The organism is Streptomyces sp. NPDC059003, assembly GCF_042740445.1.
Taxonomy (GTDB): Bacteria; Actinomycetota; Actinomycetes; order Streptomycetales; family Streptomycetaceae; genus Streptomyces.
This window is the reverse complement of record NZ_JBHYJH010000005.1, coordinates 158722-180168: the sequence shown is the minus strand read 5'-3', so window position 1 is coordinate 180168 and position 21447 is coordinate 158722. Positions and strand designations below refer to the sequence as shown.

Here is a 21447-nt window from a genome sequence, read left to right as displayed (position 1 = left end):
CGTTTGAGGAGCGGGGTCTGGGGCGGAGCCCCAGGAAAGGGCGGGCGGGTGGGGGCTTATAGCCCGTCCGGCGTTTGAGGACGAGCGCGGAGCGCGGAGAGAAGGGGGTCTGGGGGCGGAGCCCCCAAGGGGCTAGACGTCGAGGTCAACCACGACCGGAGCGTGGTCGGAGGCGCCCTTGCCCTTGCGCTCCTCGCGGTCCACGTACGCGTCGGTCACCGCCTTGGAGAACGCCTCGTTGCCGTACACGAGGTCGATGCGCATGCCCTTGTTCTTGGGGAAGCCGAGCTCGCGGTAGTCCCAGTACGTGAAGGGGTGGTCGTACTTCAGGGGGCGCGGGACGACGTCCTGCAGGCCCGTCTCGCGGAGGGCGGCGAGCGCGGCCCGCTCCGCGGGGGTGACGTGGGTGAGGCCCTCGAAGCGGGCGACGTCCCAGACGTCGTCGTCCGTCGGCGCCACGTTGTAGTCGCCCAGGACCGCGAAGGGGCGGGAGCCCGCGGCGTCGCCGGAGACGGCGGCCTTGAGGGCCTCGAACCACTGGAGCTTGTAGGCGTAGTGCGCGTGGTCGACCTCGCGGCCGTTGGGCACGTAGACCGACCAGGCGCGGAGCGGGCCGCAGGTCGCCGCGATGGCGCGGGGCTCCTGCGCGCCGTCGTAGTCGGGGCCGCCGGGCAGGCCCGTGGTGATGTCGTCGAGGCCCACGCGGGAGACCAGCGCCACGCCGTTCCACCGGCCCGTGGCGTTGACCGCCGACTCGTAGCCCAGCTCCCGCAGGGCGTCCGCGGGGAACTGCTCGGCGGTGCACTTGGTCTCCTGGACGCACAGCACGTCCGTGCCGCTCTTCTCCAGCCAGGCCAGGAGGCGGGGCAGGCGGGCGGTGATCGAGTTCACGTTCCAGGTGGCGATGCGCATGACGGACAACCTACCTGCCGGGTGTGACAGTCACGGATCCGTGCGGGTCGGCGCCGCTCAGAGGTCCGCCGACTCCCCTGGCGCGAGCCGCACGTGCTCGGCGCCGCCGAGGCGGCCGATGTGACCGTCGTAGACGGGCCGCGCCAGGTCCGTGAGGAGCGCGTCGTGGACGTCGTACGCGCGCTGCGGCTTGACCTCGCGGACGTACTCGATGACCTCGGCGATCTTGTTCCAGGGCGCCATCACGGGGACGAGGAGCGTGTCCACGGGGTGGTCGGGGACGGTCAGCGCGTCGCCGGGGTGGAAGACGGAGCCGTCCACCAGGTAGCCGACGTTCGTGATGCGCGGGATGTCCGGGTGGATCACGGCGTGCAGCTCGCCGTGGACCTGGACCGAGAAACCGGCCGCCTCGAACGCGTCGCCGTGGCCGACCGTGTGCACGCGGCCCGGGAAGGCCGCCGCGACCTGGTCGGCGACGGCGGCCAGCGTCCAGATCTCGGCGGCCGGATCGGCCTCCATGGCGGCGCGCAGCCGGCCCTCGTCGAAGTGGTCGGGGTGCTCGTGGGTGACGAGGATCGCGTCCGCCCCTGCGGCGGCGTCGGCCTCGCTGAACCCCCCGGGGTCGATGACGAGCGTGCGCCCCTCCTTTTCGAGGCGCACGCACGCGTGGGACTGCTTGGTGAGCTTCATGCCGGTCGTCATCGTCATGGGCTCCATCCTGCTCCCCCGGGGGCGCGGCGCTACTCCTGGGGAGTCGTTTCCTCGCGGATCACCTTCTGGGCGACCCGGAAGGCGCTGTTGGCCGCCGGGATCCCGCAGTACACCGCGGTCTGGAGGAGCACTTCCTTGATCTCGGACGGGGTCAGGCCGTTGCGCAGCGCGGCCCGTACGTGGAAGGCGAGCTCCTCCAGGTGGCCGCCCGCGACGAGCGCCGTCAGCGTGACGCAGCTGCGGGTGCGGCGGTCCAGGCCCTGCCGGTTCCAGATCTCGCCCCAGGCGTAGCGCGTGGCGAGGTCCTGGAAGTCGGAGGAGAACTCGTCGGCGTCCGCCAGGGCCCGGTCGACGTGCGCGTCGCCCAGTACCTCGCGGCGCACCTTGATGCCCGCCGCGTAGGCGTCGGCGCGCGCGTCCGTCGCCTGCGGCTGCTCGACCGGCGCGATCTCGGCGACGGCCACGGGGGGCGCGGGGGCGAGGACCGGCTTGACGGGCGGGGCCGCGATGGCGTGCTGGCCGGTCGCCGTCGCGTCCGGGGCGGCCTGCCAGGCGGTGGAGAAGTGGCGTACGAGCAGGTCGGTGACCGCGGCGGGCTGTTCCACCGGGGCGAGGTGGGAGGCGCCGGGCACGACGGCGAGGCGAGCGTCGGGGATGCCCGCGACGAGCGTGCGCGCCTCGCCCTGGCCCGTCACCTGGTCCTCGGAGCCCACCAGGACGAGCGTCGGCACTCCTATGCTGCCGAGCTCCGCGCGGATGTCGAACGCGGCGAGGGCCTCGCAGGCGGCGATGTAGCAGCCGGGGTCGGTGGTGCGCACCATCTGCACGGCCCAGTCCGTGATCGCGGGCTGCGCGGCGGCGAAGCCGGGCGTGAACCAGCGCTCGGGCGACGTGCGGGCGATCGGGTCGAGGCCGTTGCTGCGGACGATCACGCCGCGCTGACGGAACTCGTCGGCGGACCCGAACCGCGGCGAGGTCGCGATGAGGGCCAGCGAGGCGACGCGGTGCGGCTGCCTGAGGGCGAGCTCCGCGCCGATGGCGCCGCCGAAGGCACAGCCCGCGTACCCGAAGCGCTGCACGCCGAGCTCGTCGAGCGTGGCGAGCACGCGGGTCGCCAGCTCGCCGACGGAGTCCACGGGGTGCGCGGGGGCGCCGCCGTGACCGGGCATGTCGAAGCGGAGCACCCGCCAGTGCTTGCTCAGCTCGGGCACCTGCCGGTCCCACATGTGCCATGTGGTACCCAGTGAGGGACCCAAGATCAGGACTGGGGCGTCTTCTGGCCCGTCAAAGCGGTACTGCAGGGTGTTCTTCGGCGTCTCACTCACCCGCCTGACCCTCTCATCTCTCACAAAATTACACATCGCTGGGGTGAACCTAGGTGGGCCCTGTCCCGCTCACGGCAGCAGGACCGGCGCTGCCGGAACCGTTTGAGCATCCAAGCACGTGGTCTCCAGCATGCACTCGTGACCGCGTCGGCTCTGGGCCCTACTGGCGCGCGGGCCCTCGGCCAGCCTGTTCGGGCAAGCCCTTGCCCCAAGGGCACGGCTTCCAGGGTGGCTCAGTTGACACGCCGAGTTTGGTGACACTGATGAGGCACGGCGTGACCGGCCCGGAACCGTTCCACAATCTCCCCACCAGCAGCTTGAACACCACATGGTGAACAAGATCTGTACTCACCGGGCAGGCGCCTTGGCCACAGCCGGGGGGGGTGGGCCCTCCATACAGATCGTGTGGCTCACTTTTGGCGCTCCGTCACACCTCCGTGCAGGCCATCCCATGTGACAGCGGCTCCGCGAAGATCCTCCACATCCGGCTTGACATACCACCGCTTGGTCGTCTTTACGTTCTTATGCCCGGCCCAGCGCGCGAGGATATGGTCCGGCACGCCGTTGTTGGCCAGGAAGGTGAAGCACGCCGCGCGTGCGTCGTAGAGCCTGACGCGACGGAGACCGAGAAGCTCCATGAGCCGGTACGCGCGCCGACGAAGCTGCTTGATCGTGAAAGCCACTCCTGTCTCGTGCACCAGCACATAGCCGGACACCACGTACGCCTCTCCCAGAGCGAGCCTCTCCTCGGCCTGGAGAGCCCGGAATGCTTTGAGGGCGACCAGCACCGGAGCTGGCAACGGCAAATCCCGCTCACCCGCAAGGGACTTGGTGTCCTTCTCCACCACGTGCCGGTTACCCATCATCGTGCGCGTGTTAGCAATGACGATCGTGGCGTTCTCCAAGTCAACGTCTTCCCACCGAAGGCCGCAGACTTCAGCTGGACGAAGCCCCATAAGTGAAAGAAGAAGCGCCGCGTAGAGGCGTTCCCCCATAATACCGTGGATGAACTTCTGAACCTCCTGGACGTTCCATGGCTGCACTTCTTCCTTGGACTTCCGTTCCTCTTTTCGCGCCCTGCGCGGGATGCTCACGTGTTCAGCGACGTTGATTTGCACCAAGCGTCGGGTAACAGCCCTTCCCAGCGCCTCCTTAAGTCGGGCTAGGCTCATATCCACACTCGTGACACTGAGTGGCGTACCAGCCTTTTTGCCACGCACGCGGCCATGCTTCAGCGCCCAATCCCTCCATTCTTCCACCTGCTCTTCAGTGAGATCCTGGAGGCGAGTATTTCCGAGCTTCCCCCGAACCCGATCCAGTGTGATCCTGTAGTTATAGATGGTGGTCTCTTCGAGGTCGTCAGCCTTCATGGCCAGCCATCGATCGAGCCACTCGTTCACGGTTACCTTGTTGGGCGGCACGAACGAGCCCTTGTTCCGCCGGTTAGCTATGTTGGCGTACTCGGCCTTCGCTTCCTTCAATGAATCGAAGGTGCGCATCAGCTGCTTACGCTTCCCAGATTCGGGATCAACCCCTACATCGACAACAAAGCGATACCGAACCTTCCCCTTCGAGTTTGGCGGAAGTTTTTTGATGGGATCGGACAGAACTCTCACGCTCCTCGGTTTCGTGGAAATGCCCGCATTAGTAGGACGTCACTGCGGGTCAGGCAAATGAGCTACACCGTCCGCTCCGGCTCCACCGCCAAGCACAGCCGAGACGAACGGCATCAATGGTCCGGACGATCCCCGGTTTTGCTAACCGGGGATCGTCTGCTATGTATCGCCCAGCACTCCCAGGGGGCGTGCCCTCTACTCCGGCTCAGGTCATGACGCCAGTCGGTAGGACCGCAGTGCAGGAGTCGCGCCGTCAGTGACCAGCACCAACAGCCCGTCGTCAGTGAGACGGTCGAGGTTTCGGGCGACGACGCGCTCCGGGGCTCCGACGGCTCGGGCTACGTGGCGAGTGGCGGCCCCAGGGTGCGCCGCAACGTGCGCGAGGACCGTGCTGTCACGGCGGTAGTCACGTTGCAGCAGATCCTCGCCAAACAGACCGGCGGCGCAGACGCAAAGGCACAGCGCCGTGGAAAGAGATCCGTAGTCCTCAGTTCGTTGGGCCGTCCACGCGTTCACGGCTCCTAGCGCCAAGAGGACGGGGGCGGTGAAGCAAGCAGATCGGATAACGGGCTTCGACAGGTGAACCTCCGTAGGGTCGGGCGCTCGGCCGCGAGATCGAGCGGCGCGGGCTGCGGGATGTTGTGAGGCGGGTCGGCCCGCCCCCGCCAGAAGTCCGCATCCCTTCGCTGACCTGGTGTTTTCCGGGACGTTGTACGTTGACATGGTCTCGGCGGAGGTTCCAGTCCTTTGGGGCTCTTTCTCGTCTGCCGTGGGCGAATGCCCCGGCGGCTGCCCATTTGGGGCCCATCCTGGGACTATCCGGGGGAAGTAGCGCTGCAGCGCTCCCGTCACGGAGCCCTTGCATGACCTCGTCAATCACGGACTGGTCGTCTCCGACTACCCCGACGACGTTGGTCTTCACGGTTGCCCCGCCGTTCGACTCGAACATCGCAACGTTGACCTGCACTTGGGTAGTGGCATCGTCGTACACGGCGTGAACGGAGCAGGCCGTGTGGCAATCCTCACCGAGCGCGCCCAGAACACCTCGCTCAATCCGCAGAAGTCGCTCCGCTGCCGGATCGTTGATCGGGTCCAGAAACTATGTGGCAATCCTGTCGCCAGCGCGACACTGGACGTCGACGGGCAGTACCTCGGCCGCTCGGTGGAGGAGGCCGAGGCGCTCCAGGCCGGCGTGGGAGAAGACGAGAGCATCCAGGCCCTCGCTCCCCTAGCCCAGGCTCACCCCACAGCTCGCCATCGCCATGGACGAGGTCCTTCAAAGCCCCGTACACACGCAACGCGGTAGTGGGCCTGCCCGAGCGCGTCGGCATCGTGGTCTGCGATCTGCAGCGCGAAGGTCACGAGGCGCAGCTCCCGGACCCCACGAAGGGTCGGGTATCCCGCCCAGTTCATGACGTCGAAGCCGTACCGCTCACAGTAGGCCCCGTATCGCTCGGCGGAGACCGTGCCGAAGGTGTCGTGCGCGACGGCGGTGGATGTCAGATCCCATTCAGGTGGGCCGAACGACGTGCGCTCGAAGTCCATAAGCAGCGCGGCGCCGTCCTCGACCACGGCGCAGTTGCCTCCCCAAGCGTCGCCGTGGATCACGCAGTGCGGGCGTCCGGCCGGAAGGTGGGCCCACTGTTGTTGAAGTTTGCCCAGATGGTCCAGGAGCCACTGCCGGTCGTCGTCGCTCACCGAGCGCGCCGCGGCGAGGCGATCAGCCACACGGACAAAGGGCTGGAGCCGGCCGATAGCGAAAGGCGGCGTGGGCAACTCGTGCATTCGACGCAGGAGCGGCGCGAGGTCAGCTTCGGTGCCGTGCCTGTGGGGAGGCAGCAGCTCCCAGAACGTCGCCGCTCGTCCACCTGCGTGTACAGGCTGGTCCCACGGCATCGGTCGCACGGCCGGAACATTGTTCTCGGCCAGCCAGCGCGCGACAGCCACCTCACGAGCTGCTGCATCTTCCTGACCTGCACGGGCGATACGAACCACGACTCCGCCGGGGAGACGCCACAGGTCGTTCTCGGCCAGCCGGATCGGCTCGGCCCCCTCCGGAGACAGACCGGCGGCAGCCGACACCTCCTGGAGGACGATGAAGGACTCCTCCGTACGCGTCGTCGTCATGCGAGGACCGTAGCGGTGATTCGCTCCCTCAACTCGGCTACCTCCGGCGTCCGGGCATACCTCGCAGACACCTTGGCCAGGTCTCGGATATCCGACGCAGCGCGCTTGGAGCGCAGCCGCCCCACTTCGCCCAGGGCGCGGTTCGCAAGGGCCACCGCGTGCCGCGGATCGCCTGTGGCCATGGTCAACGTTGCCAACTTTGTGCGAGAGAGGGCTCGTGAGCGCACGTACGCGTCCGTGTGCCCTTCGATCGCGGCCTTCAACCGGTGCGCGGCCAACACAGGCGACTGCCCCGGCAACAGGGCAATATCAAATGCCGCATGCCCGGTGTCCCCGTAGTGCTGCGCCTCGTCGTAGTACGCCATCCACTCGACGTCCTCGCCCTTTCGGGCCCCTGCGAAGGCGTCATCTGACCGGCCGATGGCGGCCAAGGTCTCCTGCGGATTCTCCAGCTTCGCCCAGGCCCTGGCCCTGGCGTTATGAAGCATGGCCTGCTCGCGGTGTGTAAGGCGGTCAGAGCGTAGGAGGCCGTTCTCGGCATGAGTGAGGCCAGAGTCGGGCCTGCCGCACCAGATCTCGTGGCGCGCTTGCCAGTTGAGTGCCGTGGCCCTGAGATGCCAGTTGCCGGCCTGCTCCGCGCACCAAGTTCCGAACTGGAGCAGGTGAGTCGCATCCTCATGCTCGTAGGCGTCGAACGCGGAGGCCCCCATCACGATCGATAGCCGACCAACAGCGGCGTACAGATCAGCCTCCAGCTCGGGCGGACGCTTCACGGTGAGCAGCCCCTTGGCCCATACGAACAGCCCAGCGGAGGAACTGCGGGCGATCCCGCCACCGCCATAGAGGTTGTCCCACCCCGCGAGGGTGTTGGCGGCGGTGCGCACCTGCTCGATGTCCTCCGGGCGAACGACTTTGGGGAGCGCCGTTGGCCCTGTCTTCGGAAGGAGATCGGTGAACGTTCCGGGGGCAAGGGCGGCTATGCCGCCGAGGGCGAAGAAGGAACGGCGCTCCACGGCTGACGGGCTCCTATCCAGAAGGACGGGTGGGTTCACTCCAAGGATGCCCGTGCCCTGTGCACCGAAGCTGTCGAGCGGAGGTTCGGTTCTCAGGTTGTCCGCATCAGCGCACCCTCGGGCCACCTCCTCTTCGACATGACGCCACAGCCTTACAAGTGCGCCTCCCGCGTCCAACGCGACGTCCAGTGCACCGGCCAGTGCGGCATTGCACGGGCGCTCGTTCTTCTCGATGCGCTCGATCGAACTGCCGCTGAGGTGCACCTTTGCCCCCAGCGCCTTGGACGACAGGCCCCGAACCCTGCGCCAGTTGCGGAGTTCCTTGCCCCACCAGGCGCGCGCCGACAGGGTCTCGTCCAGGGGTTTGGGCTTCTGCGGCATGACTTCCCCTTCGGTGCCCTGATGCGGACAACGCTCCGTTCTCTGATTGTCCGCATCGCTGGTCCGCTGCACAGACTTTTCTTGGGACTGGGCCGCCAGATTCCACCCCGGACTGCCTTTGTAGGTACGGAGGTTGACCGACGTCCACACGGGGGCAGGCGTGCGGCCCGAGACTTCCATCGAGTCTCGGGCCGCACTCTCGCCTCGTTGGGGTCACCCCAGAGAAGGAGGCGGCCCCTGTTGCAGGTTCGCCGTGAACGTGCCCCATGCCTTGCTTGAGAAGACGACGTGCGGACCGTCCGGCCTCTTAGAGTCACGGACCCAAGGGCCGCCACGCATGTCGGCGAACTCCACGCATTCAGCCTGGGGACTGCCGCTGTAGCTGCTCTTGCGCCACACGGGTTGCTGGGACTGCTCGGCCACGGATGTATCCCTCGTTCGCTACTTCTGGTTTCGCAGGTGCTTCTTACGCGCCTCGGCGATCAGCTCGGCCGAGGAGTCGGGGTCCAGCGCCTCCTGGCGCAGGAAGGTCCAGACGTTGTCGTATGCCTGACGTGCTTCGCCTTCTTCCAGGAACAAGGAGCCAACGGCGGTCTCGACGAAGACGACGTCCAGCGACGGCTCAGCGCCTCCGTAGACGATGAAACTCGTCAACGCCGCGCTGTACGCACCCTCGTCAAACGGCAGCACCTGGATGGTGATATTCCGTTCCTGTCTCCGGTCCAGCAAGAGATCCAACTGCTCGGCCATGACCTCTGGCCCTCCGACCTTGCGGCGGAGCACGCTCTCGTCCAGGACGACGTGGTACGTCGGCGGAGCATCACGCTTGAGGATCCTCTGCCGCTGCATACGCATGTCGATGAACTCGGTCACGGCCTCCGGCTCCAGGGTGTTTCCGGGGGTCGCTTTGATCGCCTTGGCGTACGGCTTGGTCTGCAGGAGGCCAGGTATCACCGCAGCCGTGTACTGCCGAACCCAAGGGGCCTCGTTCTCGATGGGAATCAAGATCCGCATGGGGTCGGAGAGCTTGCCGGCGAGCGGGACCCACCACCCATCGGTGATCTTGCTGTTCTTGGCCAGTTCGATCAGCTCAAGCGTCTCCTTTTCCGAGGCTTGGTACACCTCGCAAAGTGCCTTGACCTGGTTCCAGCGCACGTTCCCTTTGGCCTGCTCATAGCGGCTGACGGTGGCCTTCGACATCCCAGCTTGTGCGCCTGCCACCTCGGCCGACAGGCCGCTCGCTTTCCTAAGCGCAAGGAGGCGGCGGCCCAGTGTGCGCCGGCGCTGAGTTGGCCCGGCCTCGGCCTGATCAGGCACCTCATCTGGCGCTGTCGACCTGTTCGTCATGCTGGCGCTCCTCTTGTGCGAGTGCAGCCAGTGTCCTTGCTGGCGCGTAGCGGCCACAAGGGACGTTACACGGCGGAACGCCCCTAGGGTTACGGCTGCATAGCGGCCCGAGAGGCCCATGCGGACACTTCCGCCGTGAGCGTTACATGGAGAGAGATCCGGCGCCATACTCCAAGTCGATCGCCACAGAAGGCAGTTGAACCGAAGCACGGAGTGACTGATCGCGGACGCCGTCGCCACTGGCGGCGGATCCTCGCGAGGACGCACGCTTCGCAGCGGCCTTCTCCACGACCCCCACGGAAGCCAAGCCTTGGGGGCTCGGCCGATCGCTGCCGATCGACGTCAGCGAGGTGAGCGCATGGCAGGCACGAACGAGACTGGAATCGGCGCGGAGCCGACCACGGCTCGCCCCACGTTCTCCAGAGCCATAGCTCTAGAGCTGAAGGACGAACACTCGGAGATCCCACGGACCCGCCGGGCCGTACACGACGCACTGCGCCACTGGGGCTTCGACGCGCTGGCCGACGACCTGGGTCTCCTCGCCTCCGAACTGGTCACCAACGCCCTGCGACATGGGAAACAGCCGGTCACCGTGCTTCTGCGGCTCTGTGACGGCCTGGTGCACCTGGAGGTCAACGACGCTTCCCCGGCGGAGCCGGAAATACGCGAACCCGACCCGGAGCGCGGCTCAGGCCAGGGCCTGTTACTCGTCCGAGCGTTCTCCGACGAGTGGGGATGGCAGCGCAAAGGCCCCGGCAAGACGGTCTGGTGCAAACGCAGGCAGAAGCCACCATCCGTCCGTGCCGTTTCCTGACCCTGCCCTCACTCGCCTCCTGTCATTCGGAGCTGATCATGCCCCCGTCGTGCACAGCCCACTCAGCACCAGCGGGCTCAACGCTCCTTGGCGTCACGCCAGTAGTCGCGAAGCATCTCCCCGGGCCACGAGGGCTGGGTGACGGGGCCGCGGGGCAGCATCTCCCGGAAGCACGCCACGAAGTCGAGAACCGGCGTCCCATCGTCGGCGTCGAGGTCGACGACGTGGAGATCGCGCCCGTCGACGCGCAGCAACCGGGGGAAGCTCGTCGCGATGCCCGCCGGGCGCCGGTGATTGTGGTGGATGAAGGTCCCCGTCGCCGGCCAGTCCTGGTTGTCTCGGGGGCTGCGCGCATGCAGCGCGACGTCGTCGTCGCTGCGCTCACTGAAGTACCAGGTGACTTCCAAGTGGGAGAACGCCTCGATCCCCTGCAGCGTCTCCAAGGGGTACTCGGGCCGCAGCCGGATGATCGATTCCACGCCTCCCTTGAAGTCGTCGAGGCGACCCGCGTGGCCGCCGACGACGTCGGCGACGACGGGCAGTTCGATGCGCTCCACGGACACAGATGCCCCCTCATTCCCTTGCGGCAGCGGGCTGGCAGTCGGTTCGAGCCACCCGGCCACGTCAACCTGGCGTCGTCAGGCTACGCGGCCGAGCACTACCCTGGCCCGTTCGTCGATCTCGCCGGCTACGGCGATGCCGCGCTTCCGGTACGGCGACAGCACGCGGCGCATGTTCACGACGGTTTCGCGTGCCCGCCCCGAAAAGACTCCGTCCATCGAATCGAGGGCCCGGCCCCAGGTGGCGCATGCGGCCTCGACGTTGCCCTGACGAGCCTGAACTGCCCCCATGTATCCCAACGTGACGGCATGGGTCCGGCTGAACGTGTCGGCCTTCCTGGTCAGCACGCTTCGCTCGAACTCCTTGAGGGCTCCATTGAGGTCACCCAGCGACCACAAGGTCCGGGCGGTCTCGTGGGCGAGCGAGGCTTCGCGGAAGAACCAGACCCTGCTTGGTTCGTCGTCACCAGGCCCGGCCGCGGCGAGATCGTCTTCTGCGCGCAGAAGGGCGTCGGCAGCGGCTTGCTTCTGGCCGTCCACGGCGAGACATCGCGCCTGGACGACACCGAGCAGGGCTCGTTCCCGCGGCGTGGCCTCCGTGTACTGCTTGCGGGCGACCGATTCCATGGCGAGGTCTACCGCTTCCCGCCGCTGTCCAAGGTCCGTCGCCTGGTGGGCCATCGCACGCAGGACATGCCCGGCCAGCGGTGCATCGGCTGCCTCGGCCGCCAACTTCGTCGCCAAGGTGAAGTACCGACGTGCGGCCTCGTGCTGCGACGCGTCGAAGGACATCCAACCAGCGACGTACGCCAGCTCGCCGGCAGCCGAGTACAGGTCGCGCCGGGTTGCTTCCGACGCGAAGACGCCGCCGACGTACTTCGCCACGTCGTCGTACATGTACTGGTAGAGGGCCGTCCGTCCATCCATGCCGCCAGATCGCTGATCGCGGCGCTGGTAGAAGTCCGTCATCTCGCGTACGGCGTTGATCTCTGCGGCACCGACCCTGCGGGTGGTGGCCGGACGTCGGGAGCGGCCCCGAGCGGGCGCTTCGTCCCACCACTCTGGGCCGGGTATCACCAGACCGCCTACCGAGTAGGCGGCGCCGGCCAGAAGTTGGCGGCGTTCGAGGTCCACGTTCGTTCTCCCAAGGTCCACCAGGTCGGTCAGGGTATCGACGTGCCATTCGGATGCCGTGACCGCGTCCGGGAGCGGCGCTGCGAGGCCGATCTCGGCGGGTGTGATGGGGCGTTGGAGCCGACGGGACAACGTCTCGCACAAGATAAGGGGCGCTTTGCCGGAGGGCTGCGAGCCCGCGACCCACGCCGCGATGTGAGTGCGTGTGGTGGCGCGCAGCTCCTGCGCCCCGACCTCGGCGGCGACCCTAACGAACGCGGCGGCGACCTTGGGCTGCGACCAGCCGGTTTCTGCGATGACTCCTGCCAGCCTCTGGTTTCGTTCGCGCGGCATTCTCCGCCCCTGTCCAACAAACGATCTTTAACGGCTTTAACGGCGTTGCGTGCCGCCCGGGGATATCGACCCAGCGTGATTCGCGGTTCGCTCAAGGTCAACGAAACCACCAACTGCCATTCCCCTGGGAGGAATCCGGTGAACCGACAGCAGGCGGCTGAAGGCACTCACTGCCGGATGACGCCCGACGGATACCGGGCCAGCGCTGCCTCCTCCAGCCGCACTCTCGTCGTCAGCCGATCGGTCTCGCTGCCCGAGGACAGGACTGCACACAGTGGGCGTCGTCGCTCCACGCCGGAAGAGATCCGCCACGCTCTCGGCACGATGAACCGGTCGCTCGTCGAGGACCTGGACCACTACCTGGAGCGTGTGCTCGGGGAGGCAAGGGACGAACCCTTGACGGTCTACGAGTTCGGCAAGATCATTCCCCGTCTTCGGGACTGCCTGTGGTCGTTGATCACCGACTCCCTGCGGCAGGCGAACGGATACCCCGAAGCCGACCTGAAGTGGATCGTCCTCTTAGCCGTCCGTCTGGACGCTGAAGCACTCGTCAGCGGCTTCGTGCCCACCGATCCCTTCGCCCGGCGACTGGCCGGCGCCGTCACCACCTTCCGCAACCTGGTAAGCGGGAACTGCGCTGACGCCGAGGCTCTCCCGAACCCGACACCAGGAGGTGCGGGATGACGCTCCCACGTACGTACTGGTGTCACATCGATCTTCCGGGCCATGTCCCGGCCGCACCCCATCCGCAGGGGGTGAGCACGACGGCCCCCGGCCAGGCTGTCGAGTGGATACGGGAGTCAGTTCGGGACCTGATCCCCGGCCTCGATCGCGAGACCTTCGCGGGCGTGTGGAGCTGGCTGGGCAACCATCCCGCCCGCGAAGTGGCCATCCGCGACCTGCGGCGGGGCCGACCGTACGTGTTCACGCTGACGACGGATACCGGGACCTGGACGTGGACGGCCCACCCTGTGTCGGTCCTGCCCCTCGCCGAGCGCTGCGTCAGCACGGCCGTCAGCAGCCGGCAGCTCGAGCCGGTCGGCTCTCATTCGAAGCCTCCGTGAGCCTGCGGCTTCCCCCTCCCCTCCAGTCGTTGCACTCCCGCTCGGAGCTTTGATGAACACCGCCGTCCTCACGTCACCCACAGTCCCCCTCGTCCGTCCCGCCTCGTCTGGGACCAGCCACAGCGTGCGCCTTGGGCCCTCTGTACGCCATAGCCCTTTGCCCGCCGAGGCGACAGGAATGACGTTGGGCAACGTCGCAGTCCTGCAGGCCGTCGCAGAAGGCGCCGACGAACGGGAGTTGCTACGCCGCGGCCACTTTCCGAACGTGCGGGCAACCTTTCGCGGCGTGGCAGAGCTAGGGCGGATGCTGAACGGCGGCGTTCCGATCCGGTGGACCGGCACTGTTCACCTCGCGGTGGCGCACGGAGTGATCGACGCCGGCCAAAGACCCAGCGTCTGGCTCTCCCCGTTCCAGCTGGATCTGCTGCGGGCCTGGGCAAAGGGACTGTCTCTGGAGACCTACGCCGACGAGGCGGGACTTGCCGCTGCGGATGCATGGGAGCGGTCCCAATTCCTGTGCATCCGGCTCCAGGCACCCGGGGGCGCGCAGCAGGCGGTGCTCCGCGGTCACCAGACCGGAGTGCTCACCGCCGACGATCCGTTGCACGTGACCTTCGATGCCGGAGGCACCTGACTGCCTTGCCATCCCCGAGTTCTCGGCCGCCCGGCCTCTTGGCGGGCATGGGGCAGCGGCGGCCGAGCACGCCTTGTCCGTGTACCTCCGCATCGGGCAAGGCCAGGGTCCTCCCGGCCCGCAAGCGAGCCGTCCAGCCCCCGCCACGGTGAGCGCCGAGCCGGGAGGGCCACCCCGCACACCTTGATCCCCCGCCCGTCCACCACGTTGCCGAGGAGAACCCGTGACCGTCACCGTCGAACGCGCCAGTGAGCCCGCCACGGGCCCTCTCCCGAGCGACGCGCTCGGACCCTTTCACCAGCTCGCGTGGGGAATACGGACTCGCCGCGCCCACCGGGACGGCGCCCTGCCAGTACCGGCGCTGCCGGGCGAGGACATGACGTCCAACGATCCAGACCCCACCGCGCTCTCGCCCGCTGGGGCTGGCTGCGCGCAGCGCCCGGACATCTCCAAGGACTTGCGCGAGAGGGCCGAGGCCGCCGAGCAGCAGTGGGCACAGCGCCTGCCGACGCTCCCTGATGTTCCGGTCGCGTTACCCAACGAACTACTTGATCGCTCCAACGCGCAGGTCCTGCACCGGATCGTGGCCGTACACGGCTGGCCAGGGTTCAGGCTCGCCGGGGCTGAAGGAGCGGACGCCGCTGTGCATCTCGCTCTTCGGATCACCAACGTGCCCTTCGTCCGGCTGCTGCTGCGCATGCTCGGCGACGCCGCGCAGGCGGGCGACGCGACCTGGGCTCAGTGGGCCCGCCTGTACGACCGCGCCTGCGTGCTGGAAGGACTGCCCCAGGCGTACGGCACGCAGGCCCGCACCGACTGCGGCGAGACCCATCGGTACCCGATCGCCGACGTGGCCGGGCTGAGTGCCCGACGGCGAGAGGTGGGCCTTCCGCCGCTTCCCGACTCCCCGGCTGACCCTGCTCCTGCTCCTCGGCCGCGCCCGTACGCACCGCGATCTGAAAGGTGGCCGTCGTGAAACTGGAAACCCCGCAGGAGACGCCCGCCAGCGACGCGGGCGGTCAGCAGGCCGAAGCCAAGTCGACGGCACAGAACCCGATGCCTGCCGCCGAGGCGCTGGCCAGGAGGCTGCTTGAGCTGCGCGCTCGGGACGCGTGCCTGAGCCACGAAGCCATGGCACTGCCGGAATCAACCTCCCGCCTCACGGCATTAACGAAGGCCAGGGCCGAGAACGGGCAGGCGCTGAAGGCCATCGTGCAGCAAGGCGGATGGCCATCCCGCGAAGCCGTGGGCGATGAGGCTTCCACCGCGGCCCTCCAGGTCCTGTTGCACGCGGAGGACCGGGAACTTCAGCTGACGTGCCGGGACTTGATCCTCGCCTCCGTCCAGGAGGGGGACTCGCTGGCCATCCACGGGGCGTACATCGAGGACTTCTGTTGCGTCCTGGAAGGCCGCAAGCAGCGGTACGGCACGAAGTTCGACCCGGCGCTGCTGCGGCCCTACCCGATCGAGGACCCCGACGACGTTGACGAGCGACGACGTGCCGTGGGGCTCCCGCCGCTGGAGGACCAGCTCCAGCAGTTGCGCGGAGCAGCCCAGCACCGCACCTGACCACGCCCCCACTCCTCGTTCTGGAGGCGCCATGCCTGTGCCGCCCGTCGCCCGCAGCGACCCCGTGTCCGCTCCCTGCACAGCCCACTGAGCCGCCCGTCCGAACACCAAAGGATCACACCGTGCCACTGATCGAGGACCACATCCTCGTGGGAGACCTGCAGACCTCCTGCCTCATGGACCGCAACGGGACCATGGACTGGCTCTGCCTGCCCAAGTTCGACTCCCCGGCCGCGTTCGCCAGCCTGCTGGGCAACAAGAAGCACGGGGCCTGGCAGCTCGCGCCCCAGGACAAGGACGCCGTACCCGAGCGCTCCTACCGTGGGGACTCCGCCATCGCGGAGACCGTGTGGTCGCTGCCGGGACGAGCGGTGCGGGTCATCGACTTCATGCCGCCGCGTACCGCGGGAACGCAGAAGCAGCCACAGGTAATCCGCATCGTCCAGGGAGTACGAGGCGCTGTCCGGATGGCCTCCCGGCTGCATCTGCGCTTCAACTACGGGCAGGTCGCACCACGGCGCGAACTACAGGAGCAGCCGTTTGGGACCACCCGCGGCCTGGCCGTGGCCGGTCCCGACGCGGTATGGCTCGACAGCGCCGTGGAGCCCACGGACCACGCGGACGGGACCACCCTCGCCGACTTCACCGTCCACGAGGGCGAGAGCATCTCCTTCGCGTTGACCTGGCAGGCGTCTCACTTACCTCCTCCGCCGTGCCCGCATCCCGGGCAGGCGCTCGCCGACACCGAGGCGTTCTGGGCGAACTGGGTCGCCCGCTGCACCTACCAGGGCCGTGACTGGGAGCCCGTGATCCGCTCTCTGATCACGCTCAAAGCCCTCACCTACGACCCGACCGGCGCCGTCGTCGCGGCGCCCACCACCTCGTTGCCGGAGGAGCTGGGCGGATCGAGGAACTGGGACTACCGCTACACATGGCTGCGGGACTCCGCGATCACCCTGTCCGCCTTCCTGCGCACCGGGTACCGCGAGGAAGCCAGTGCCTGGCGTGAGTGGCTGCTGCGGGCAGTGGCCGGCGACCCCGAGCGCCTGCAAATCATGTACACCATCACCGGCCGCCGGGAACTGCCGGAAGCGGTCCTCGACCTGCCCGGATACGAAGGGTCACGGCCTGTCCGCATCGGCAATGCGGCAGCCCACCAGCGTCAGCTCGACGTATACGGCGAAGTCGTGGACACCCTGCACCTAGCCCACGAGTCCGGTCTCGATCACGACGACGCCTACCAGCTGCAGACCGACCTCCTCAACTACATCGCGCGCCACTGGCGCGAGGAGGACGCCGGAATCTGGGAGGTACGGGGGCCTAACAGGCACTTCGTGCACTCCAAGGTCATGGCCTGGGTTGCCATCGACCGCATGATCCAGCAGGCCGAGGCGCGCGGCGACACCAAGCCGCTCCGGCGCTGGCGCCGTCTGCGCGACGACATCCACAAGGACGTCTGCGCGTACGGCTACGACGAGGAGCGCAATACCTTCACACAGTTCTACGGGTCGCAGGAACTCGACGCCGCTCTGCTCCTCATCCCGCAGGTGGGGTTCCTGCCGCCCACGGACAAGCGGGTCATCGGGACCATCGAAGCCGTCCAGCGGGAGCTGTCCACCACGCACGGCCTCCTCCTGCGCTATCCGACCGCGGGCTCCGAGACCGGCGTGGACGGCCTCGTCGGTGACGAAGGTGCCTTCCTGGCCTGCTCGTTCTGGCTCGTCGAGGCCCTGGCCATGATCGGCCGCAGCGATGAGGCACGCGACTTGTTCGACCGCCTCCTGGCCCTCCGCAACGATGTCGGGCTGCTGGCCGAGGAGTACGACCCGGTGCGCCGCCGTCAACTGGGCAACTTTCCACAGGCATTCAGCCACTTCGCCCTGGTTGGGGCGGCGCTTCGCCTCGCCTCGCCGAACACAGACTCCTCGCGCGACGACGCCCTGAACTCAGAGGCCACCGAGCCGAACACGCTCGTCGACGAACCGGTGCTCGCGGGGAGAGCACGATGACGTCTCCGCAGGCGAGCACGCCATCGAATCGCACCACCACGGTGAACTCCCTTCACGAGGGCATCGTGAACACCAGCGTGCAGGCCGGTCACATCACGGGCGGCGTGACCATTCACGAGGCGCGCTTCGATCCGCCTCCGCCGTTTCAGGGTCCGCAGGTTCCCCCGGCCTGGGTCGACCGCGACGCCGAGCTTCGCTCCCTGTACCAGCTCCTCGACCCGCCGCAGCGCACCGCGGGTATCCAGATCATCAGCCTGCACGGCCCGCACGGCATCGGCAAGAGCGCGCTGGCCGCCCGCATCCTTAAGGAGCTGGTCGGCCGCTACCCCGGCGGCCAGCTGTATGTGGACATGCGCGGCTCGGAGCCCGAAGGCTCTCGCACGGCCGCCAACGCACTGGGCCAGCTCCTGCGGGCGATGTGGCCAGGCCCGCTGCCCGCGGCCGAGGACGAACTAGTCGGCTGGTGGAGATCCGTGACCGCCGGCAGGCCGCCCCTGTGCGTTCTCCTCGACAACGTCGCCGACGCAGCCGTCGTCCGGCGGCTGCTGCCCGGAGGAACCGGACACCTGGTCGTGGCCACCAGTCAAAGCCGGTTCGCTGAACTCGCCGCCGACGGCGCCGACCTCCACGAGCTGGGGCCGCTGCCCCCGGACGCCGCACGCGCCTATCTGACCCGCTGCGTCGGGGACGAGCGGCTGCGCGCCGAGCCCGAACCGACGTCCCGCCTCCTTAGCCTCGCGGCTGGCGTCCCCCAAGCCCTGCGGCTGACCGTCGGGCAGCTCGCGCAGCACCCCCACCGGCCCGTGTCCAGCATCGTCCGCGCGCTCCTCGACAGTCAGCGCAATGTCGCTGCCCGGCGCCCTTCTCTTCGTCTCCCTGGAGCGATCGTGACCACCCACCTCGACACCACCTACGCCGACCTGCCGCGGGGCGCCGCGCGCAGCTATCGTCACCTCGCGCTGCTGCCGCTGGACGACATCGACGTCTCGCTGACCAGCGCTCTGTCGGGTTTCGGCGAAGAAGAGGCTGCGTCTGCCCTGGGCGCCCTGGCCGCCGCGCACCTGCTGGAACAGGCCGCGCAGCACGAAGTGCGTGGCGCGGTCTACCGGTGGCCCTCCGCCGAGATCCGCCAGTATGGACGTGAGCGCGCGCTCGCCGAGGCCACTGACGGGGAAGCGCAGGAGATCCTGCGCCGTGCACTGCGCTGGGCCCTCGCTGCGACCGCCACGGCCGACGCTCTGATCACGCCCAGCCACAGCAAGTCCCTGCCCGGCGCACGGCCTCAGCACGATGCACCAGCGATCTTCACGGACAGGGCCTCGGCCATGGCGTGGCTGAAGGCCGCAGCCGACAGCGTGCTGGCGCTGATTCGAGCCGGTCATGCTGCCGGGGAATGGGACCTCACCTGGCGCGTTTCGTGGAGCCTGTGGCCGTGGTGGCGTTCGGATAGGCGGTACAGCGAATGGATCGAGATTCACCGGCTCGCCCTTGAAGCCGTTCGGCGCTGTCAGGATCCGGCGGCCGAGATGCGAATCCTCAGCACGCTGGGGGTAGGACTGCGCGGCGCCGGCGAGCTGGACGAGGCCATCGGCTGCTTCCAGCAGGCCCGCGAGATGGCCGATCGCGAGAAGGACCAGTACATGGTGGGCCAGGCGCTGCACGAGTTGGGCGCCACGCTGGTCACGGCGCAGAGGTTCCAGGACGCCGTGCCGTTCCTGGAGCAAGCCAGCGAGGTCCGGCTCAGCATCGGATACACGCGCGGAGTCGCGCTGACCAACATCCTTCTCGGCCAGGTCGCCTCGCACAACGATGACCACGAACAAGCCTGCCGCCTGTTCTCCAACGCACGCGACGCGCTCCTCGACATGGACGATCCTCACGACGCAGCACGCGCGCTGGCGTGGCGGGGACGTGTCACCGCCCTCGTCGGCGACATCTCTGCGGCCGAGACGACGCTGCGGACCGCGCATAACGAATTCGTCGTGGTGGAAGCACCGTCCTGGGCCGCGCGCACCATCGAGTGGCTCGGCGAGATCGCCGAGGGCGACGACCGCGTCGAGGAAGCCTCCGCCCTCTACGCCGAATCGCTCACCCGCTACGAGCGGCTGAACCCCCTCGATGCCGAGCGCCTGCGCCAGCGGCTCCGCGCCCTCGCCTGAGCCGCACTCCCGTCGCGTGCCCGCGCCTTCCGCAAGGAGATCCACCGTGGCCTCCCACTTCTCCGCCACCGCGACCGTCAGCGACGAGGTCCGTCTGCTGTCGAGCACGCTGCTGTGCGACCGCCCGCACCGTCTTCTCCTCAGCCAGGGGTTCGACGTCGTGCTGGTGCCCGAGCAGCATGCCCAAGAAGCCGTCGGCCACCTCGACCGACTCGAACTGCGTCCGGTCGGTGCCGTGTTCGCGATCGACGGGCAGTGGGGGTTCTTCCTCCCCGAAGGATCGAACGAGCCTGCCTGGCCATCCTCCGTTCAGTACTTCGGCGCCGGTACCTCTGTCACCGTCCCCCCGGCGTCCTGGTCCCGCACTGATCCGTCTGCGGGCTCGGGCTGGGTGAGAAGGCGCCGCAACGGGCGGATCTTCACACCGCCCCTGCTGCTCCACTCCATCGTCGAGGCCATCATCTGGCGGCTGGCCGAGGTGGACTCATGAACACCGAAGAACGCCCCGTCCCGGAATCCGCCCTGTCCCCGACCGGCGGCTCCCCTGTGGGCACCGCGCGCTTGGGCGGTCTCGGCCTCGACTATCCGCGAAGTCGACGTACCCGGCACAGAGGACGCTCTGGACGCGTTCTTCGGCGATCTCTGACAGGTCGCCTCCGCCCACGGGGCTACCAACGCGCAATGGAGGAGGCAATGATGAGTGCCACTCGGCAGCGGCTCGGGTACCGGTGCGCGCCCTTGGCGGATACGCGCCGCAGTCGGCACCAACATCGAGATTCCGCCCTGGCCCGACCTCGCCGACGCGACCCCCTCCGGCGTGGACGCGTGGAAGACGTGGCTGTGCGCGACGTGGGCCATCCCCGAACTCGCGGACCCCGTAGGCCACGCCAGTCCCTCGCTGGCCGAGCGGCTCGACGCGCTCCCCAGACGAACCGGAGGAGCAAGGCCGGTGCCCCCCATGGGTGACCAAAACGGTACCTCGCTCCGGTCCTGGACGGGACGGGAAAACGCCGCTGCCTCCCGGGCCGGGCGCCAGCAGCCCAGCGGCTCTCCGGCGGGCAGATCATCGCACCTCGCCCATGAACTGCCCCGGGCAGGAGGCGACTTAGCCGTGAACGGGAGTCGAGCACCAGATGCCAGGTCAGCCGTACGTCCACCGCTGCCCGGTGCCGCGGTATTCGTCCACCGGAATCACCTCCAAACCGGGGCGCATACGGTCGCGGTACAAGACGCCGCCCAGGTGGTCGACTTCGTGGTTGGCGAGGCGGGCCGTGCCACGGGAATAGCGGGACAGTCGCGTGGATCCGTCGAGGTCGCTGTGGGCTACGACGATGCTCAGCGGTCGGGGCACGAGCCCGCGTACGTCGAAGAACGAGAGGCAGCCTTCATACTGTTCGTCCTCTTCTTCGGAGGACTCGGCGACGGTGGCGTTCAGCAGCACGATCGGCTCCGCTCCGGGCTCGGGCGGAAAGACCACGGCTGCGGACCGGTCGATGCCGATCTGCGGGGCGGCGAGACCCATGCCCTTGCCGAACGTGTGCAGTTGGCGGACGCGGCCGACCGCTGCGTGGAGCTCGCGCAGGACGCACCTGGCCTCGTCGGCTTCGGCTGGCAGCTCGAAGGGGCGGGCGGGGCGGACGAGAACTGGGTCGCCTTCTTGGACGATGCCGGCGTTGGCCATCGCCTGGCTCGCGGAGAGCGTGTTCACCGGGTCTTCCTCTTTCGTGTCTTAGGCGTTC

General features: G+C 68.1%; 20 protein-coding genes. 9 read left to right on the top strand and 11 right to left on the bottom strand.

Going from position 1 to position 21447, the window contains the following annotated elements:
- Window positions 1–132 precede the first annotated feature (132 nt).
- The 8 genes from ACFWZ5_RS05020 to ACFWZ5_RS04985 all read right to left on the bottom strand — a co-directional run bounded on the left by ACFWZ5_RS05020 (window position 133) and on the right by ACFWZ5_RS04985 (window position 9432).
- Window positions 133–912 (bottom strand): exodeoxyribonuclease III, encoded by a 780-nt coding sequence (locus ACFWZ5_RS05020; protein WP_384805797.1) that lies wholly within the window; start codon window positions 910–912, stop codon window positions 133–135.
- 57 nt (window positions 913–969) lie between these two features.
- Window positions 970–1602: an MBL fold metallo-hydrolase gene (locus ACFWZ5_RS05015; RefSeq protein ID WP_384805806.1), complete on the bottom strand. Its 633-nt coding sequence runs from the start codon at window positions 1600–1602 to the stop codon at window positions 970–972.
- Window positions 1603–1652: 50 nt separating this feature from the next.
- Window positions 1653–2948, bottom strand: coding sequence for a 4-carboxymuconolactone decarboxylase (gene pcaC / locus ACFWZ5_RS05010; protein ID WP_384890438.1), 1296 nt, complete (start codon window positions 2946–2948; stop codon window positions 1653–1655).
- 410 nt (window positions 2949–3358) lie between these two features.
- Entirely contained in the window at window positions 3359–4564 is a 1206-nt protein-coding gene (locus ACFWZ5_RS05005) for a tyrosine-type recombinase/integrase (protein WP_384890436.1), read from the bottom strand.
- Between the two features lie 1239 nt (window positions 4565–5803).
- Window positions 5804–6691 carry a phosphotransferase family protein gene (locus ACFWZ5_RS05000; RefSeq protein WP_384890434.1) on the bottom strand — a complete coding sequence of 296 codons (888 nt, stop codon included), beginning with the start codon at window positions 6689–6691 and terminating at the stop codon, window positions 5804–5806.
- Complete coding sequence (locus tag ACFWZ5_RS04995; protein WP_384890432.1) at window positions 6688–8085, bottom strand: helix-turn-helix domain-containing protein; 1398 nt, start codon at window positions 8083–8085, stop codon at window positions 6688–6690. Before ACFWZ5_RS04995 ends, ACFWZ5_RS05000 begins: the two co-directional genes overlap by 4 nt.
- Window positions 8086–8298: 213 nt before the next feature.
- On the bottom strand, window positions 8299–8484 hold the full coding sequence (locus ACFWZ5_RS04990) for a DUF397 domain-containing protein (RefSeq protein ID WP_384890452.1): 186 nt from the start codon (window positions 8482–8484) through the stop codon (window positions 8299–8301).
- A gap of 42 nt (window positions 8485–8526) precedes the next feature.
- Complete coding sequence (locus tag ACFWZ5_RS04985; RefSeq protein WP_384890430.1) at window positions 8527–9432, bottom strand: helix-turn-helix domain-containing protein; 906 nt, start codon at window positions 9430–9432, stop codon at window positions 8527–8529.
- 358 nt (window positions 9433–9790) lie between these two features.
- On the opposite strand from ACFWZ5_RS04985, the gene ACFWZ5_RS04980 reads away from it, so the two are divergent.
- A complete protein-coding gene (locus ACFWZ5_RS04980) occupies window positions 9791–10246 on the top strand; it encodes an ATP-binding protein (protein WP_384890428.1) in 456 nt (151 codons plus the stop codon).
- 77 nt (window positions 10247–10323) lie between these two features.
- Here the strand turns inward: ACFWZ5_RS04980 and ACFWZ5_RS04975 are convergent, their stop codons facing one another.
- Window positions 10324–10809, bottom strand: a complete 486-nt coding sequence (locus tag ACFWZ5_RS04975; protein ID WP_384890426.1) for a TrmO family methyltransferase — start codon at window positions 10807–10809, stop codon at window positions 10324–10326.
- Window positions 10810–10884: 75 nt separating this feature from the next.
- Window positions 10885–12273 carry a Tat pathway signal protein gene (locus tag ACFWZ5_RS04970; protein ID WP_384890424.1) on the bottom strand — a complete coding sequence of 463 codons (1389 nt, stop codon included), beginning with the start codon at window positions 12271–12273 and terminating at the stop codon, window positions 10885–10887.
- Between the two features lie 75 nt (window positions 12274–12348).
- Here ACFWZ5_RS04970 and ACFWZ5_RS04965 point away from each other — a divergent pair, with 75 nt between their 5' ends.
- The 8 genes from ACFWZ5_RS04965 (at window position 12349) to ACFWZ5_RS04930 (ending at window position 20198) form a co-directional block, all read left to right on the top strand.
- Window positions 12349–12957, top strand: coding sequence for a hypothetical protein (locus ACFWZ5_RS04965; RefSeq protein WP_384890422.1), 609 nt, complete (start codon window positions 12349–12351; stop codon window positions 12955–12957).
- On the top strand, window positions 12954–13337 hold the full coding sequence (locus ACFWZ5_RS04960) for a hypothetical protein (RefSeq protein WP_384890420.1): 384 nt from the start codon (window positions 12954–12956) through the stop codon (window positions 13335–13337). Before ACFWZ5_RS04965 ends, ACFWZ5_RS04960 begins: the two co-directional genes overlap by 4 nt.
- Before the next feature lie 178 nt (window positions 13338–13515).
- Complete coding sequence (locus ACFWZ5_RS04955) at window positions 13516–13971, top strand: hypothetical protein (protein ID WP_384890419.1); 456 nt, start codon at window positions 13516–13518, stop codon at window positions 13969–13971.
- A 223-nt stretch (window positions 13972–14194) separates the two neighbouring features.
- Window positions 14195–14947 (top strand): DUF6624 domain-containing protein, encoded by a 753-nt coding sequence (locus ACFWZ5_RS04950; RefSeq protein ID WP_384890417.1) that lies wholly within the window; start codon window positions 14195–14197, stop codon window positions 14945–14947.
- Window positions 14944–15540, top strand: coding sequence for a DUF6624 domain-containing protein (locus ACFWZ5_RS04945; protein WP_384890415.1), 597 nt, complete (start codon window positions 14944–14946; stop codon window positions 15538–15540). The genes ACFWZ5_RS04950 and ACFWZ5_RS04945 overlap by 4 nt, the downstream gene beginning before the upstream one ends.
- A gap of 122 nt (window positions 15541–15662) precedes the next feature.
- Window positions 15663–17549 (top strand): glycoside hydrolase family 15 protein, encoded by a 1887-nt coding sequence (locus tag ACFWZ5_RS04940; protein ID WP_384890413.1) that lies wholly within the window; start codon window positions 15663–15665, stop codon window positions 17547–17549.
- The gene (locus tag ACFWZ5_RS04935) at window positions 17546–19708 is read left to right on the top strand and encodes a tetratricopeptide repeat protein (protein ID WP_384890411.1); all 2163 of its coding nucleotides are present in this window, start codon (window positions 17546–17548) and stop codon (window positions 19706–19708) included. Before ACFWZ5_RS04940 ends, ACFWZ5_RS04935 begins: the two co-directional genes overlap by 4 nt.
- Window positions 19709–19754: 46 nt before the next feature.
- A complete protein-coding gene (locus ACFWZ5_RS04930; protein ID WP_384890409.1) occupies window positions 19755–20198 on the top strand; it encodes a hypothetical protein in 444 nt (147 codons plus the stop codon).
- A 651-nt stretch (window positions 20199–20849) separates the two neighbouring features.
- On the opposite strand, the gene ACFWZ5_RS04925 is transcribed toward ACFWZ5_RS04930, so the two are convergent.
- Window positions 20850–21416 (bottom strand): peptide deformylase, encoded by a 567-nt coding sequence (locus ACFWZ5_RS04925; RefSeq protein WP_384890408.1) that lies wholly within the window; start codon window positions 21414–21416, stop codon window positions 20850–20852.
- Window positions 21417–21447 lie beyond the last annotated feature (31 nt).